Annotated in this window: 14 protein-coding genes; 3 read left to right on the forward strand and 11 right to left on the reverse strand. The window is 69.5% G+C overall.

The annotated features are described in order from the left end of the window. The first annotated feature begins 55 nt into the window (after nucleotides 1-55). Complete coding sequence (locus ACLJOU_RS31955) at nucleotides 56-1,837, forward strand: ABC transporter ATP-binding protein (protein ID WP_410572607.1); 1,782 nt, start codon at nucleotides 56-58, stop codon at nucleotides 1,835-1,837. Between the two features lie 182 nt (nucleotides 1,838-2,019). Here ACLJOU_RS31955 and ACLJOU_RS31960 read toward each other — a convergent pair whose 3' ends face one another. From ACLJOU_RS31960 to typA, 7 genes are all read right to left on the reverse strand, one after another. After that, nucleotides 2,020-2,430, reverse strand: coding sequence for a hypothetical protein (locus ACLJOU_RS31960; RefSeq protein WP_410572609.1), 411 nt, complete (start codon nucleotides 2,428-2,430; stop codon nucleotides 2,020-2,022). A gap of 42 nt (nucleotides 2,431-2,472) precedes the next feature. Beyond that, the gene (locus tag ACLJOU_RS31965; RefSeq protein ID WP_410572611.1) at nucleotides 2,473-3,489 is read right to left on the reverse strand and encodes an ABC transporter permease; all 1,017 of its coding nucleotides are present in this window, start codon (nucleotides 3,487-3,489) and stop codon (nucleotides 2,473-2,475) included. A gap of 80 nt (nucleotides 3,490-3,569) precedes the next feature. Further along, on the reverse strand, nucleotides 3,570-4,499 hold the full coding sequence (locus tag ACLJOU_RS31970) for an ABC transporter permease (RefSeq protein WP_410572613.1): 930 nt from the start codon (nucleotides 4,497-4,499) through the stop codon (nucleotides 3,570-3,572). Then, nucleotides 4,492-5,508 (reverse strand): ABC transporter permease, encoded by a 1,017-nt coding sequence (locus tag ACLJOU_RS31975; RefSeq protein ID WP_410572615.1) that lies wholly within the window; start codon nucleotides 5,506-5,508, stop codon nucleotides 4,492-4,494. Before ACLJOU_RS31975 ends, ACLJOU_RS31970 begins: the two co-directional genes overlap by 8 nt. 186 nt (nucleotides 5,509-5,694) lie before the next feature. After that, on the reverse strand, nucleotides 5,695-7,506 hold the full coding sequence (locus tag ACLJOU_RS31980) for an ABC transporter family substrate-binding protein (RefSeq protein ID WP_410572617.1): 1,812 nt from the start codon (nucleotides 7,504-7,506) through the stop codon (nucleotides 5,695-5,697). A gap of 290 nt (nucleotides 7,507-7,796) precedes the next feature. Beyond that, nucleotides 7,797-9,533, reverse strand: coding sequence for an ABC transporter family substrate-binding protein (locus ACLJOU_RS31985; RefSeq protein WP_410572619.1), 1,737 nt, complete (start codon nucleotides 9,531-9,533; stop codon nucleotides 7,797-7,799). A 384-nt stretch (nucleotides 9,534-9,917) separates the two neighbouring features. Further along, complete coding sequence (gene typA / locus ACLJOU_RS31990; protein WP_410572621.1) at nucleotides 9,918-11,843, reverse strand: translational GTPase TypA; 1,926 nt, start codon at nucleotides 11,841-11,843, stop codon at nucleotides 9,918-9,920. 194 nt (nucleotides 11,844-12,037) lie between these two features. Here typA and ACLJOU_RS31995 point away from each other — a divergent pair, with 194 nt between their 5' ends. Further along, nucleotides 12,038-12,187 carry a hypothetical protein gene (locus ACLJOU_RS31995; RefSeq protein ID WP_410572623.1) on the forward strand — a complete coding sequence of 50 codons (150 nt, stop codon included), beginning with the start codon at nucleotides 12,038-12,040 and terminating at the stop codon, nucleotides 12,185-12,187. Between the two features lie 20 nt (nucleotides 12,188-12,207). Here ACLJOU_RS31995 and ACLJOU_RS32000 read toward each other — a convergent pair whose 3' ends face one another. After that, complete coding sequence (locus ACLJOU_RS32000) at nucleotides 12,208-12,507, reverse strand: YciI family protein (protein ID WP_003090171.1); 300 nt, start codon at nucleotides 12,505-12,507, stop codon at nucleotides 12,208-12,210. A gap of 214 nt (nucleotides 12,508-12,721) precedes the next feature. On the opposite strand from ACLJOU_RS32000, the gene trpS reads away from it, so the two are divergent. Continuing rightward, complete coding sequence (gene trpS, locus ACLJOU_RS32005) at nucleotides 12,722-13,687, forward strand: tryptophan--tRNA ligase (RefSeq protein WP_410572625.1); 966 nt, start codon at nucleotides 12,722-12,724, stop codon at nucleotides 13,685-13,687. Here the strand turns inward: trpS and ACLJOU_RS32010 are convergent. The 3 genes from ACLJOU_RS32010 to ACLJOU_RS32020 are packed head-to-tail and all read right to left on the reverse strand — an operon-like array spanning nucleotide 13,680 to nucleotide 16,134. Next, a complete protein-coding gene (locus ACLJOU_RS32010; protein ID WP_410572627.1) occupies nucleotides 13,680-14,069 on the reverse strand; it encodes a (deoxy)nucleoside triphosphate pyrophosphohydrolase in 390 nt (129 codons plus the stop codon). The genes trpS and ACLJOU_RS32010 overlap by 8 nt on opposite strands. A 38-nt stretch (nucleotides 14,070-14,107) precedes the next feature. After that, complete coding sequence (locus ACLJOU_RS32015; protein WP_410572629.1) at nucleotides 14,108-15,421, reverse strand: sensor histidine kinase; 1,314 nt, start codon at nucleotides 15,419-15,421, stop codon at nucleotides 14,108-14,110. After that, nucleotides 15,418-16,134 carry a response regulator transcription factor gene (locus ACLJOU_RS32020; RefSeq protein WP_410572632.1) on the reverse strand — a complete coding sequence of 239 codons (717 nt, stop codon included), beginning with the start codon at nucleotides 16,132-16,134 and terminating at the stop codon, nucleotides 15,418-15,420. Before ACLJOU_RS32020 ends, ACLJOU_RS32015 begins: the two co-directional genes overlap by 4 nt. Nucleotides 16,135-16,179 lie beyond the last annotated feature (45 nt).

Below are 16,179 nucleotides of genomic sequence, written 5' to 3' on the forward strand. Positions count from 1 at the left end.
GCGCGAGTCGCGACCGCCGCGTCGTGACAATCTGTACCCCCACGAAGGGCATCTGGTGAGCACTGAAGCAACTTCGGCGGACGTCGCCGGCGTGTCAGGATCCGTCCTGTCCATTTCCGACCTCAGCGTGTCGTTCCAGACCGAGGACGGCGTCGTGAACGCCGTCAAGGGCATCGGGTTCGACGTGCAGCCCGGCGAGATCGTCGCCGTGGTCGGGGAGTCCGGGTCCGGCAAGTCCGTCACGTCGATGTCGGTGCTGGGCCTGCTGCCCAAGACCAGCCGGATCGCCGGCGAGCTCCGCCTCGGCGAGCGCAACCTGGCGGATCTCAAAGAGAAGGACATGCAGAAGATCCGCGGCAACCAGGTCGCGATGATCTTCCAGGAGCCGATGACGGCGCTGAACCCGGTCTACACGGTCGGCTGGCAGCTGCGCGAGGCCCTGCGGTCCCACCTCGACATCGCCAAGGACGCCGCCGACAAGCGCGCGGTCGAGCTGCTCGACATGGTCGGCATCCCGAACCCCGAGCAGCGGTTCAAGCAGTACCCACACCAGCTCTCGGGCGGCCTCCGCCAGCGCGTCGTCATCGCCATGGCGATCGCCTGCGACCCGAAGGTGATCATCGCCGACGAGCCGACCACCGCGCTCGACGTCACGGTCCAGGCGGAGATCCTCGGCCTGCTGCGCAAGCTGCGCGACACGCTCGACACGGCGATCGTGCTGATCACCCACGACATGGGCGTCGTCGCCGACATGGCCGACCGCGTCATCGTGATGTACCAGGGCGAGATCGTCGAAGAGGCGCCGGTGCGCGAGCTGTTCGCGTCGCCGAAGGAGGACTACACCCGGCGGCTGCTGGCCGCGGTGCCGGTGCTCGGCCAGCGCCCGGAGGGTCGCCGCCTGCTCGACGACACCGGGATCGCCACCGACAGCACCGAGGCGGCCAGGATCGCCGAGGAGATCCGGCTGGCCGACGCCGAGCTCGAGGCCGTCATCGAGGAGGCCGCACCGGCCCTCGAGATCAAGAACCTCGTGCTCGAGTACCCCGGCCGCCGCGGCCAGGCCAAGAACCGCGCGGTCGACGACGTCTCGCTGACCATCGCCAAGGGCGAGATCGTCGGCCTGGTCGGCGAGTCCGGCTCGGGCAAGTCGACGGTCGGCCGCTGCGCCGTCGGCCTGCTGCGCGCGACCCAGGGCACGATCGCGATCGCGGGCAAGGACATCACGACGATGTCGGCGAAGGAGATCCGGCCGCTTCGCCGGTTCTTCTCGATCGTGTTCCAGGACCCGGCGTCGACGCTGGACCCGAAGATGACGATCGGCGAGTCGATCGCCGAGCCGATGGTGCTGCACAAGGTGCTCTCCGGCAAGGCGCTGTCGGCGCGGGTGCGGTCGCTGCTCGACAAGGTCGAGCTGGGCGGGCACTACATGAACCGCTACCCGCACGAGCTCTCGGGCGGCCAGCGCCAGCGCGTGGCGATCGCCCGCGCGCTGTCGCTCGACCCGGCGCTGCTGATCGCGGACGAGCCGACGTCGGCGCTGGACGTGTCGGTGCAGGCCCGCGTGCTGGACCTGTTCCTGGACCTGCAGCAGTCGCTGCAGTTCGCCTGCCTGTTCATCAGCCACGACCTGGCGGTGGTCGACCTGCTGGCCGACCGCGTCGCGGTGATGCAGCACGGCAAGCTGGTCGAGGTCGGCACGCGTGACCAGGTGCTGCACTCGCCGCAGCAGGAGTACACGAAGCGCCTGCTGTCGGCGGCCCCGGTCGCGGACCCGGTGCTGCAGGCCGAGCGCCGCGCGGCCTGGGAGGCCGGCAAGCTGGCCCCGGTCGCCGACTGAGGTTCTTGAGGCACAGAAGGGCCCGCATCCGGCTGGGTGCGGGCCCTTCCGCGTCTTCGGCCCCAAGCGCGCCCCAAGGCGGCCTTGGGTGCGTCTCACGCACCGAAGGCCACATTGGGTGCGTCTGAATCAGCGCTGCGGCGCGAAGCGCCTCCCGTTGAGGGTGGTGGCCTTCCGGCATTTCACGGGTGGTACGGCCGCCCGAACGCGGGATCCTCCTCGTCCGGCTTCTCCGGGGCGTACTGGCGCAGCTCGCCGTCGCGGAACATCCAGACCCGGAAGTACAGCTGCTCCTGGTCCATCAGGAAGAGCTGGACGGCGTGCGGGGCCAGCCACGGGAGCGTTCGCACCCGGTCCAGCACCGCGCCCAGGTCGGCGTGGTTCAGCGCACCGGCCCAGACCGCGCACTCCGGGTTCTTCCAGCCGCCCCAAGGCCGGTCTTCGCCGTCGGTCGTCCGGCGGAGGTAGCCGCAGCCGAGCGCGGCGGAGTCGTGGCGGAGCGGCGCTTCGGTGCGCAGCCACTCGCTCAGCGCCTCGGCGGCCCGCCAGTCCTCCATGGCGGTGGACAGCATCATGTTCGTCACCCAGCTCACCCGGCGAGTGTGCCCGGCCACCGGTCGGCGGTCGACCCGGTTTCAGCCCACGCGGATGCGGGGGTCGAGGATGCCGTACAGCAGGTCCGCGACCAGGTTGGCGAGCACCACGCTCGCCGCGATCACCACCAGCCAGCCCATCAGGACCTGCGGGTCGTTCTTGTTCACCGCCTCCACCAGGAGCGTGCCCATGCCGTGCCAGTTGAATACCGTTTCGGTGATGATCGCGCCCGTCACCGTGGCGCCGAAGTTGACCGAGAACAGCGTCATCACCGGGATCAGCGCGTTGCGGAACGCGTGGCGCCAGATCACGCGGCTGTTCGACACGCCCTTGGCGCGCGCGGTGCGGACGTAGTCGGCGCCCAGGACCTCCAGCATCGACGCCCGCTGGAAGCGGCTGTACGCGGCGAACGTGATCGCCATGATCGACAGCGTCGGCAGCAGGAACGCGCCGACGTACTTCGCCAGCGCGTCGCCCACTCCGGTCGCCGAGAGGCTCTCCGGGCTCGTCGTGCGCAGCCACGGGTCGCCGAGGACGTCGGACAGGCCGAGGTCGCGCACCCAGATGTTGGCGCGGATCGCGTAGCCCTTGAGGACGATCGCCACACAGAAGATCGGCATCGAGAACATCAGGAACGCCAGCGTCGTCGCCAGGTAGTCCCAGATCGAGTACTGCTTCACGGCGGCGAGGACCCCGACCAGCACCCCGAAGACCAGCGCCAGCACCGACGCCGCCAGCACCAGTTCCAGCGTCACGCGGAACGCGGCCAGCACCTTCGGCTGGACCGGGGTGAAGGCGTTGCCCTGCGCGATCGAGATGCCCCAGTCGCCGGTCAGGAAGTGGCCCAGCCAGCTGAAGTAGCGGGCGACGACGCTCTGGTCCAGGCCCAGCTTGTGCTCGGTCTCGGCGATGGCCGAGGCGCTGATCCCCGGCTTGCTGCGGAGCTCGCCCAGCGGGTCGCCGGTGTTGGCGACCATGACGAAGCACAGGAACGTGCCGACCAGCAGGACCGGGATGGAGATCACCAGCCGGCGGAGCACGTAGAGCACGAGATTCATCCGAAACCCCCAGGTCCGGCGATCCGCGCGCGAAACGCCACGCGGGGGCGACCGGAACCGGTCACCCCCGCGTCACGCGTTCAGGCCTTCATTCTCCGCTGCCGCGGGTCGAAGGCGTCGCGAAGACCGTCACCGATGAAGTTGATCGTCAGTGAAATCAGCACGAGCACGACGAACGGACCGAAGAACAGCGCCGGCCGGGTCTGCAGCTGGGCGTAGTTCTCCAGGATGACGCGGCCGAGCGAGGTGTCCGGCAGCTGGACACCCAGGCCGATGAACGACAGCGCGGCTTCCGCCAGCACGGCCTGGGCGACCGCGAGGGTCGCGTTGACCGTGATGCTGCCGACCATGTTCGGCACCAGGTGCTTGAAGATGATCCGGAACGTCCCGGCGCCCGACGCACGGGCGGCGTCGACGAACTCGCGCTGGGACAGCGACATCGCTTCGGCGCGCGTGATGCGGGCGATCTGCATCCAGCCGAACGCCGCCAGCACCAGCGCGACGATGTACCACGAACCCCCGCCGAACACCTTGGCGAGGATGGCCGCCGCGGCGATCTGCGGGATGATCAGGAACAGGTCCGTCACCCGGGAGATCGCCGAGTCGGAGAACCCGCGCAGGTAGCCGGCGACCGCGCCGAACACGACACCGACCACGGTGGCCAGGATCGACACCGTGAGCGCGATGAGCAGCGAGTACTGCGTGCCGCGCAGCACCTGCGACACCATGTCCTTGCCGACCTGGGTCGTGCCGAGCGGGAACTCGCCGTTGGGCTTGGCGAACGACGGGAACGAGCTGTCCTGGTAGCTGTGCTTCCAGAAGATCGGCATCAGGATGCTGATCAGCACGATCAGGAGCAGCACGGCCGTCGACGCCATCGCCAGCTTGTGGTGCAGGAACTTCCGCAGGACCAGCTTGCCCTGGCTGCGCGGTTCCGGCAGCGCGTCCGGGGGCAGGGTGCCTTCGGCGGCAGCGGTTTCGCTCGCGAGAAGGGAGTTCAAGTCAGCCAACGCGAATCCTCGGGTCCAGGATGCCGTACATCAGGTCGGCGATCAGGTTGGCGACGATGACACTGCTGGCGATCACCACGAGCCAACCCATCATCACCTGAGTGTCGTTCTTCGTGACGGCTTCCACCAGCAATGTGCCCATACCGTGCCAGTTGAACACCGTCTCGGTGATGATCGCGCCGGCGAGGACCGAGCCGAAGTTCACCGAGAACAGCGTGGACACGGGGATCAGAGCGTTGCGGAACGCGTGCCGGAAGATGACCCGGCCGTTGCCGAGGCCCTTGGCACGCGCGGTGCGCACGTAGTCCGAGTTCATCACCTCGAGCATCGAAGCGCGCTGGAAGCGGCTGTACGCGGCGAAGCTGATCGCCATGATCGACAGCGTCGGCAGCAGGTACGCGCCGATGGTGCTGGTGATGAAGTCGCCGACGCCGTCGGTCTTCAGCTGCTCCGGGCTGGTCGTGCGCAGCCACGGGTTGCCGAGGACGTCGGACAGGCCGAGGTCGCGCACCCAGCCGTTGATCTCGATCGCGTAGCGCTTCAGCACGATCGCGACGCAGAAGATCGGCATCGAGAAGAGCAGGAAAGCGAGGGTGGTCGCGATGTAGTCGATGATCGAGTACTGCTTCACGGCGGCCAGGACGCCGACGATGATGCCGATGATCAGCGCGAGGATCTCGGCGCCGACGACCAGCTTCAGGGTGACGCCGAACGCGGCCATCACCTTGGGGGCGACCGGGGCGAGGGCGTTGCCCTGCGCGATGGAGATGCCCCAGTTCCCGGTCAGGAAGTCACCGAGCCACGTGAAGTAGCGGGGGATGATGCCCTGGTCGAGGCCGAGCTTGGCGGCCGTCGCGGCCAGCGCTTCCTTGCTGATCTGCGGGTTCTGGCGCAGCTCGCCCAGCGGGTCGCCGGTGCCGGCGACCATGACGAAACACAGAAAAGTCCCGACCAGCAGGACGGGGATCGATATCGCCAGACGGCGAAGGATGTAGATCACCAGGTTCAACGAACTGCTCCTCATCCGGGCCTGGTCGTCAGAAGTGCGCTGGACCGCTACCCGGTTGTCTACCGTAGTGGCGGTAACCCTACGGTCAACAGCTACTTCCGGTGGGTACCGGGGCCCGGCTCGTGGCCGGACCCCGGTACCTCCCAGGTCATCTGGAGCGAGGGGATGGAAGAGGCGGGGCGAGCCCTACTTCTTCTGCTCCCACTCGCCGACGTTCCACAGAACACCGTCGTACGACTGCATGTAGACGCGGTCGATGCCCTTGAACGCCCACATGCTCGGCGTCTGGAACAGCGGCAGGGTCGCGTAGTCGTCGGCGATGGCCTTGTCGGCCTCCTGGTACTTCTGCAGCTTGACCTGCTCGTCGGTCGCCTTCACCGCAGCGTTGTAGGCGTCGTCGATCTTCGGGTCGCACAGAGCCTGGTAGTTCTGCTCGCCGCCCTTGTCCGGGCAGATGTAGATCGAGCGGGACTCCGCCTTGAACGGCTGGGCCGACCAGCCGAACAGCGCGACGTCGTAGTCACCGGTCGAGACGCGGCCACCCTTGAGGAAGTTGGCGTCGGTCTCGTCCTTGACCTCGATGCCGGCCGCCTTGGCCTGCGAGATGATGATCTCGACGGTCTGGCTGCGGCGCGCGTTCTGGTTGTGCGTGATCTTGAACGAAGCGCGCTGGCCACCCTTGGCGAAGATGCCGTCGGCACCCTTGGCCCAGCCGGCGTCGGTCAGCGTCTTGGCCGCCGCCTGGGCGCCCAGGCCCGCCTTGCTGCTGTACAGGTCGGTGTAGCCCTCTTCACCCTGGAAGAAGACGACGCTGTTCAGCGGCTCCGCGTCCGCCTGGACCTCCTTGAGCAGCTTGTCCGTGATCTCCTTGCGGTTGATCGACTCGAGGAACGCCTTGCGGAGGTCCTTGTCGGCGAACATGCGCTTGAAGTTCAGGTCGAGGTGCTCGTAGGTCAGCTGCGGGGCCGAACCGTAGACCACGCCCTGGGCCGCGAGGCCCTTCATCGTCTGGGCCGCGGTGGCGTCCGGCTGGGTCGACGCGGCGACGTCGATCTCACCGTTCTGCAGCGCGGTCGCCATGGCCTTGGTGTCTTCCATGGCCTTGATGACGATCTTCGACGGGCCACCCTTGCCGCCCGCCCACAGCGGGTTCTTCTCCAGGGTGACGGCCTTCTGGTTGGCGTCGAACGCGGTGATCTTGTACGGGCCCGACGACGGCATGATGTCCGCCTTGAAGCCCTTCCACTCGTTCGTCCAGAAGTCACCGGCGGCCTTGATCTGGGCCGGGTCGCCGGTCGGGGCCAGCTTGGTGATGTCGGCGATGCCGGTCTTGGCCTCGAGGACGTGCGCGGGCATGATCGCCGGCGCGTTGAACAGGCCCTTGTAGTCGAGGTAGGGCTCGCTGTAGTCGGTGACGAAGGTCAGCGCGTCCTTGCAGGTCGCCTGCTTGATCAGCGAGTACCCGGTGGTCGAGGCCGAGTTGAACGGGTTCTTGCCGTCCGGGCCCTTGGCCAGGCCGCTCTGCGACAGCCACGCCAGGTACATGTCCTTGCAGTCGTACGGCTGGCCGTCCGACCACTTGATGTTCGGCTTGATCTTGTAGGTGACCTGCTGCGGGTCCTTCTGCGTGATGTCCCACGAGTCGAAGACGTCGTTGTTCAGCAGGATCTTGTTGTTGCCGTCGAGCCTCAACGTACCGGAGAGCACCGCGGTCAGAACGTAGTTGTTGTACGAGCTGTTGGTGTCCGGGGTCTGGTTGTTGTACCCCGAGTACCCGTCGTCGATACCGATGGTGACCGTGCCGTTGTACCCCGGGGTGTCCGCGAGCTTGAACAGGTCGCCGGTCTGGGCCTTGCCGACAGCCATCGCCTTGACGTCGGTCGACGATCCGTTCTTGTCGGTGTTGCCCGAACCCGAATCACCACCGCTGCAGGCGCTCAGCAACAGCGAAGCGCCGGCGACGAGCGACAAAGCGGAGACTGCTTTGGATCTCCTCATGAAGTGTGCCCTCCTAGCACTGAGCCCTTGAGAATCGGGACAAGGGCCCACACCGCTCCGGTTTGGATGGGCCGGAGCCTACGACACGCCAAGCGACACTCAACTGGCGCACTGCGGGAGCACGCTAGAAAGGAAAAGCACCGACAGTCACCAGTTCAGGGTCGATCGTGACCAAAGGGTGACTTCCAGTCGACATCCAGAAATACGACGGTTACCTCACGGATTCACAACGTCCCACTCGAAGGCGTTGGTAAAGATCACCCGGTAGTACTGAATGCGTAGCCAACCGATTACTTCGGGCCGCGAGTCCAGTTCACCGCCGCCCCGAACGGGCCCACCATGGGGGGACCGGGCGTGACGCCCGAGATGCCCGATCCGATCGCCAGGGTGTCAGCCAATTGGAACAGCGGAATCACCACGTTCTGGCGCCAAAGTTCAGGCTCAAGAGTGGTGAGCGCTTCGCCGATCGGGGTCGATCCGGACAGCGCCGCGTCGATCGACGCCTGCAGCGCCGGGTCGCAGAACCCGGCCGCGTTGCCCGGGACGACGGGCTTGGTCTTGTCCGCTCCGGCGGCCGTCTGCTCCGGGCGGCAGCCGAAGGTCGAGGCGAGCACCGACGCGGTGTCGCCGCCGACCGCCTGCGGGACGACGGCGATGTCGACGCCGACGTTGCCCGCCGAGTCGCCGGTCGGCTGCTGGACCCCGGCGACCACCGGCATCGCGAGCAGGCCGCTGAACAGGTCGCGCGGCTGCGGCGTGATCGCGTTGACCTCGATGCCCTGCGCGGCGAGCTCGCTGGTGAGCTCCTTGGCGAGCGTCGCGTACGGCTCCTGCGTGCCCGGTGAGGCGATGACCAGCGAGAGGGCCTTGCCGTTCTTGCGCCAGGTGCCCGCGGTCTTGGTGTAGCCGGCCGCCTTCAGCGACTGCTCGGCCTTGGCGACGTCGGGCGCGGACGGCGGGCCGGGCGGGATGGTCGCCGCGTAGCCCTTCACCGACGGCGCCGTCACCTGGGCGTCGGCGTGCAGTGCCGACGACGGGCCGCCGTTGACGCCTTCGGTGATCAGCTTGGTGCGGTCGATCAGCGCGGCGACGCCGGCGCGGACCTGGGCGTCCTGCAGCGTCGCGCTCACCGGGCGCAGCAGCACCTCGGCGACGAGGGGCCGGGCCACGGTGTGCAGCCGTACCGTCGAGCCGAGCTCGCCGAGCAGCTTGAGCTCGTCGCCGGTCGTCCGCGCCAGCGCGAACTGGTCGTTGCCGCTGCGCAGCGCGGCCAGCAGCGTGTTCTGGTCCGACCGGCGCAGCACGATCCGGTCGATCGCGGCGGGCTTCTCCCAGTAGCGCTCGTTGCGCTCGAGGATCACCTCGCCGCGGGCGGTGTCCAGGCTCTTGATCGAGAACGGGCCGGCGACGGCCGGGAAGTTCGACGCCAGCGCCCCGCGCCAGCCGTCGGGGGCGTCCTTGAGCAGGTGGGCGGGCAGCAGGTCGGAGAACAGCGTCTGCCAGCCCGGGTACGGCTTGGCGAAGGTGACTTCGACGCGCTTGCCGCCTTCGCGGGACTGCAGGTCGGTGATCTGCCGGTAGCCGGCGGGCGCGATCACGCCGGGCTGGTCGCGCAGCTGGGTGCGCAGGTAGTCGAAGTCCTCGGCGGCGATGGGCGCGCCGTCGGACCAGGAGGCGTCGGGCCGGATGTCGTAGGCGACGACGTACGGCTGCTGCGAGACCACCTCAGCGGACTTCATCAGGTTCTTGTCGAGCTGGACGGTCCCGTCGTCCTTCTGCCGGAACACCGAGGGCAGCAGCAGCTGCGAGAGCGCCGAGGTCGCCTGGGAGGAGTCCGCGAGGTTGTGCGGGTTGTAGCCGCCGAGCACGTCGTCGACGCCGACGACGATCTGCGACGGCGTCTTGCCGGTGGTGGACACCGGCGCGACCGACGACGACACGACCGGGGGCGGCGGGGTGTTGGAGCAGGCGGTGAGCAGGACGGCCGCGAGTGCCAGTACCGGCCCCGCCTTGCGATTCACCCGCACGCCCTGTTCCTCCTGGTTTCTCCCCGATCGGGTCAGCCATGCTCCCATGGCCGCCTCCGCCGCCGAAACCGAGATTCCCATACCCGGATCGGACGGCCGCGCCGCCCCGAGGTGGCTACTACGGGGAAAGACGCGCGACGGTCCGTCCGGGTTCCCGGACCGTTCCGGAACGGCGGAACGAACACGGACCGGACACGAGAACGGTTCACGCCGGTGGCGGACGCCAGGCGATGAAGCCGTCGGGAGCCCTATAAAGATATAAGGAGAAGAACGCCGGAATCGGTGACGCCGAGTCCGCCGTCGGCCGACCCAGCGTAAGGGTACCGGGCACGAAAAAACCTCCCGGCCGCGCGGGCCGGGAGGTTTTTTCGCGAGAAGCGAGGATCAGCCGTTGTCGCGGCTCTTGGCGCGCGAACGCTCCTTCGCCCGGGTGTTCACGTCCAGGGTGACCTTGCGGACCCGGACGACCTCGGGCGCGACCTCGACGCATTCGTCGACCGAGCAGAACTCGAGCGCCTCTTCCAAGCCCATCTTGCGCGGGCGGGCCAGCGTCTCCATCACGTCGGCGGAGGACTGACGCATGTTGGTCAGCTTCTTCTCCTTGGTGATGTTGATGTCGAGGTCCTCGAAGCGCGGGTTCTCGCCCACGACCATGCCCTCGTACACGTCGGCACCCGGCTCGACGAAGAAGGTGCCGCGGTCGGCGAGCTGGATCATCGCGTACGCGGTGACCGGGCCCGACCGGTCGGCGACCAGCGAGCCGCTGTGGCGGGTGCGGATCTCGCCCGCCCACGGGAAGTAGCCCTCGAACACGTGGTTCGCGATGCCGGTGCCGCGGGTCTCGGTGAGGAAGTCGGTGCGGAAGCTGATCAGGCCGCGCGACGGGAGCACGTACTCCAGCTTGATCCGGCCGGTGCCGTTGCCGCTCATGTCCTCCATGCGGCCCTTGCGGGCGGCCAGGAGCTGGGTGATCGCGCCGAGGTGCTCCTCCGGCGAGTCGATGTAGAGGCGCTCGAACGGCTCGTGGAGCTTGCCGTCGATCGTGCGCAGGACCACCTGCGGCTTGCCGACGGTCAGCTCGAAGCCCTCGCGGCGCATCTGCTCGACGAGGATGGCCAGCGCCAGCTCGCCACGGCCCTGGACCTCCCAGGTGTCGGGGCGCTCGGTCGGCAGCACGCGGATCGAGACGTTACCGATCAGCTCCTGGTCCAGGCGGGCCTTGACCAGCCGCGCGGTGACCTTGTCGCCGCCGTTGCGCCCGGCCAGCGGCGAGGTGTTCACGCCGATGGTCATCGAGATGGCGGGCTCGTCGACGGTGATCCGGGGCAGCGCGACCGGGTTGTCGGAGTCGGCGAGCGTGTCGCCGATGGTGATGTCCGGGATGCCCGCGATGGCGACCAGCTCGCCCGCGCTGGCCTCGGTCGCCGGGACGCGGGTGAGCGCCTCGGTGACCAGGAGCTCGGAGATGCGGACGTTCTGCACGTTGCCGTCTTCGCGCATCCAGGCCACGGTCTGGCCCTTGCGCAGCTTGCCGGCGTGGATGCGGATCAGCGCGATGCGGCCGAGGAAGTTGGACGCGTCGAGGTTCGTGACCAGCGCCTGCAGCGGCGCGTCGAGGTCCGCGGCGGGCGGCGGCACGTGCCGGAGCAGCGTGTCGAACAGCGGGTCGAGGTTCTCGCTGTCGGGGATCTCGCCGTCGGCGGGCTGCTCCAGGCTGGCCTTGCCGGCACGCGCGGAGGCGTAGACGACCGGGAGGTCGAGGATCGCGTCGTGGTCGGCGTCCTCGATGTCGCTGGCCAGCTCGAGCAGCAGGTCGTGGGTCTCCTCGACGACCTCGGCGATCCGGGCGTCCGGGCGGTCGGTCTTGTTGACCAGCAGGATGACCGGGAGGCCGGCCTCGAGGGTCTTGCGCAGCACGAACCGGGTCTGCGGGAGCGGCCCCTCGGACGCGTCGACCAGCAGGACGACGCCGTCGACCATGGCCAGGCCGCGCTCGACCTCGCCGCCGAAGTCGGCGTGGCCGGGGGTGTCGATGACGTTGATCGTCACGGAGCCCTCGGGCGTCTGGCGGTGGATCGAGGTGTTCTTCGCGAGGATCGTGATGCCCTTTTCGCGCTCCAGCTCCCCCGAGTCCATCACGCGGTCGACGAGCTCGGCGCGCTCGGCGAAGGCGCCGGACTGGCGGAGCATCGCGTCCACCAGAGTGGTCTTGCCGTGGTCGACGTGGGCTACGATCGCGACATTGCGCAGGTCGGGCCGGGTCTTACCGGTCGGCCGGCCGGTTTCGACGGTAGCGCTGGCTGCGGGCACGCGAGAACTCCTGAACTTCAAGGGTGTGGGTGGCCGCGTAAGCCCGTCAGGCATCCCGTGACCGGCTCTGGTCACACGCGGACCTCACCCAGGATACCTGCCACCCCGGTGTGAGCGGCCCCACGCCCCCCTGACGGTTAGGCTGGCCTAACGGGGAAACCCGGTGAAGCCGGCGATCCGGAAGGTGCGTGCGCGTGGGCAAGAAGCCGAAGGACCCGCGGAAGGTCGTGCGCAAGCTGATGAAGGCCGGCAAGGTCAAGAAGAAGTGCTGCCGGTCGACGCCGCGTTGCAAGAAGTGCCCGGTATTGGCTCTGAAGAAGGCGAAGCAGGACCTGGCCGCTTGAGTGCTAGTGGGGCTTGAGTGCTAGTGGGGCACGGCCTCGTTGAGCAGCCGGAGTTCCGGCGCGGTCTTCGTCGGCGAGAACTCGATGACCTCGTACTGGGCGAGGTGCTTCACGCAGAAGGGGTCGGACGCCAGGATGGCGTCGAGCTTCCCGCGGGCCATCGGGCGCGTGATGATCACGCCGCCGGTGCGCGGGTTCCGCCGCCCGGAAGCCAGGAAGTGGCCGTGCTCGTACTGCTTGTTCAGCCACTCGGCGTGGTCCGGGAGCGCGTAGTCGATTTCCTCGATCGGAGCCGTGTAGTTCAGCAGGACGACATACATGGTTATGACGGTAAACCCGCGCGGCCGATCCCGCGTCCGGACGATACCGAGTGGTGACGCTGTCGGTTATGCTCGCCGTATGCACGCGCAGACGTCCAGCTGGTGGCCGCCCTCGGCGGCCGTCTAGACCTGCGCTGATCACCAGCGGCCGCCCCGGACGGGCGGCCTTTTTCGTGCCTTCTCCGGGGTGGCCCCGCCTCGAAAGGGAAGACAGATGAGCAAGCTCTCCGGCATCACGCCCTCCGGTCACGTCCACCTCGGCAACTACCTCGGCGCGGTCCGCCGCTGGGCCCGCGAAGGTGGCGCGGACGACCTGTACTTCGTCGCCGACCTGCACGGCATGACGACGCCGCACAACCCGGCGAAACTCCGATCCCTGGCGCGTGAGCAGCTGGCGGTGCTGATCGCCGCCGGCATCGACCCGGAGCGGGTGTTCGTCCAGTCCGACCTGGCCCGCGAGCTCGGCGCGCTGACCTGGGTCCTGGAGTGCACCTGCAACTACGGCGAAGCGGCGCGGATGATCCAGTTTAAGGAGAAATCGAAAGGCCAGGCCGGCGTCCGGCTGTCGCTGCTGACCTACCCGGCGCTAATGGCCGCGGACATCCTGCTGCAGGGCGCGGACGAGGTGCCGGTCGGCGAGGACCAGCGCCAGCACGTCGAGCTGACGCGCACGCTGGCCAAGCGCTTCAACGGCACGTACGGCGACGTGTTCACCGTCCCGCGGGCGGTGCTCCCGCCGGCCGGTGCGCGGGTGAAGGACCTGGCCGACCCGACGCGCAAGATGTCGAAGTCGGCGCGGGACGCGGTGGGCGTGGTGTTCGCGCTCGACGAGCCCGACCAGATCCGCCGCAAGATCCGCCGGGCGGTGACCGACGGCGGTTCGGTGCCGGTGCACGCCCCGGAGACGCGGCCGGGGATGGCGAACCTGCTGGAGATCCTGGCCGCGTGCCGGGGTGGATCGCCGGAGGAGCTGGCTTCGGAGTTCGCGTCGTACGGAGCGGTGAAGGACGCCGTCGCCGACGCCGTGATCGAGGAGCTGCGGCCGCTGCGCTCACGGGCGTCGGCGCTGCTGGACGACGTCGCCGAGCTGGAGCGGGTGCGCAAGGCGGGCGCGGAACGCGCCCGGGAGCGCGGCTCGCACCGGCTCGACGCGGCGCTGCGGATGATCGGCGCTAACTGAGCAGCTCGCGCAGGGCGGGGAGCAGGATCCGGTCCGCGGGCAGCCAGTCGACGTCGTCGAGGTCGTCGGGCCCGAGCCACTGAACGGCTCGGTGCTCGACGGCCCGCGGCTCTTCCCCGGGCGAGACGAGCTCGGCGGCGTAGATGCGCAGGACCTTCCCGCCGGGCAGCGCGATGTCCGCCCCGACCCGCCTGCCGACCTCGATGACGACGTCGAGTTCCTCGCTGCACTCGCGGGCCAGCGCGAAGGCCTCGGACTCCCCCTCTTCGACCCGGCCGCCGGGCAGTTCCCACTGCCCCGCGTGCTTCGGCGGCCAGGCCCGCTGCTGGGCCAGCAGCTTGCCGTCCCGGACGAGAGCGGCTCCCACGATCACAGCGTTCACAGTCCCGGAACTTACCCGGAAGCCTCCACCCGGCCCCGTCAGCCGGCCGGGACCGTGCGCCAGACGACCACGAAGCGGGCGCCCCCGTCCGGGGACTCGCTCACCTGGACGCGGCCGCCGCGGCGGCGGACCGTCTCCGCCACCATCGCCAGGCCCAGGCCCGTGCCGCCCGACGAACGGGCCCGATCGTCGGCGATGCGGTAGAACCGGTCGAACACCTTCTCGCGGTGCTCTGGGGCGATGCCCGGGCCGTCGTCGTCGACCACCACCCGCACCCACGACCGGGACGCCAGCACCGACACCACGATCTGCCCGCGCGCGTAGCGGCACGCGTTGCGCAGCAGGTTGTCCAGCACCAGCTCCACCTCCGCGTGCGCGGCCGACGCCCACGCCTGCGCGACCGCGGTGCTCACCCGGGTCTCCGGCGCCCCCGCCGGGAGCCTGCCCACCGCCGCGCGGACCTCGCTCACCAGCTCCACCGGCGACGCGGGCGGCACCTCCCCCGCGTCCGAACGGGCCAGCGACAGCAGCCCGTCCAGCAGCGACGACAGCCGCTCGGCCTCGGTCAGGATGTCCGACAGCGTCTCCTGGGCCAGCTCCGGATCCGGGTTGGCCACGGCCACCTCGGCCTGCACCCGGATCGACGCCACCGGTGAGCGCAGCTCGTGCGCGGCGTCGCCGGTAAAGCGCCGGAGCCGGTCGCTGGCCTGCTCCTGCCGCGCCAGCAATGCGTTGAACTCCTCCGCCAGCGCCCGCAGCTCGTCGTGCGAGTCCGGCAGCGCCAGCCGCGCCCCCGGCGGCAGTGACCGCACCGAACCGCGCATGCGCGCGACCGGCCGCAGCGACAGGCGCACCACCAGCCACGTCGCGAAGCCCGCCACCAGGGCACCGACCGCGGCGACGACCACCAGCCACACCCCGCCGTAGTGCACCGCGGCGGCGAACCCGACCAGGCCGGCCCCCGCGACGACCAGCCGCTGCGCCCCGTCCGGCGCGCTGACGACCGTGCCGAGGTACCGCGCGCCGTCGCGCTGCACCGGCTGGCCTGCCTTGAGCAGCGAGACGTCCGCGGGCGAAAGCCCGGCGGGGGTGCCGCCGTCCACGGGTGCGCCCGCGATGTCCAGCACCCGCAGCGTCACCGGGGCGGCGCCGGACAGCGGACGGCCCGCGCTCACCTCCGCGCCCGCCGGGCCCAGCGCTCCGGAAAGCTCCCGGTCGACCGAGCCGATGAGCAGCGGCGAGAGGTTCGACGCGGCCAGCGCCGCCAGCCCGAGCAGGCAGACCAGGGTGATCGTCGCGGCCAGCACGGTGATCCGGGCCTGCAGCGTCCGGCCCCGCCACCAGGACGTCACGGGGTGATGACCTCGTCGAGCCGGGCGTCGGAGGCCAGGTAGCCGTGCCCGCGGACGGTCCGCAGCAACGCCCCGGCCCCGACCGCGTCGAGCTTGCGGCGCACGTACCCGACGTAGACCTCGACGAGGTTGCGCGTCACCGCCTGCTCCTCGCCCCAGACCGCGCGCAGCAGCTCGTCCTTCGTGACGACCGTGCCCGCCCGGCCGACCAGGACCTCCAGCAGCGCGAACTCCCGCGGGCTCAGCGGGACTTCTTCGTCGTGCCAGTGCACCTGCCGCAGCCCGCGGTCGACGGCCAGCGCACCGAGGCGCAGCGTGCCCCGGCCGGCCTCGGGCCCGGCCCGGCGCAGCACCGCGCGGACCTGCGCCACCAGCACCACGAACGAGAACGGCTTGACGAGGTAGCCGTCGGCACCGAGGTCGAGGCCGTCGGCCTGGTCGATCTCGCCGTCCTTGGCCGAGACGAGCAGCACCGGCGTGGTGACGCCGTCCTTGCGCAGCCGTTCCAGCACGCGGTAGCCGGACAGGCCCGGCAGCATGATGTCGAGGAGGACGACGTCGAACGAGCCCGTGCCCGCCAGCTGCAGGCCGGTGGGCCCGTCCGCGGCGGTGACCACGTCCATGCCCTCCGCGCGCAGGCCGCGCTGCAGGGCCTTCCGCACGCCCGGTTCGTCGTCGACCACCAGCACCCGAGGTTTCACGAGACTCATCATGACCGGTTTGCCCAGGTCGTGCGTGGGTTCTCAGCGCGATCTCAG

Source organism: Amycolatopsis sp. cmx-4-61 (assembly GCF_046548775.1).
Classification (GTDB): Bacteria; Actinomycetota; Actinomycetes; order Mycobacteriales; family Pseudonocardiaceae; genus Amycolatopsis.

Coding starts and splice junctions, on each gene's coding strand:
- ACLJOU_RS31965 (WP_410572611.1), bottom strand. CDS start 3,489: ATGAATCTCGTGCTCTACGTGCTCCGCCGGCTGGTGATCTCCATCCCG.
- ACLJOU_RS31980 (WP_410572617.1), bottom strand. CDS start 7,506: ATGAGGAGATCCAAAGCAGTCTCCGCTTTGTCGCTCGTCGCCGGCGCT.
- ACLJOU_RS32000 (WP_003090171.1), bottom strand. CDS start 12,507: ATGTATGTCGTCCTGCTGAACTACACGGCTCCGATCGAGGAAATCGAC.
- trpS (WP_410572625.1), top strand. CDS start 12,722: ATGAGCAAGCTCTCCGGCATCACGCCCTCCGGTCACGTCCACCTCGGC.
- ACLJOU_RS32020 (WP_410572632.1), bottom strand. CDS start 16,134: ATGATGAGTCTCGTGAAACCTCGGGTGCTGGTGGTCGACGACGAACCG.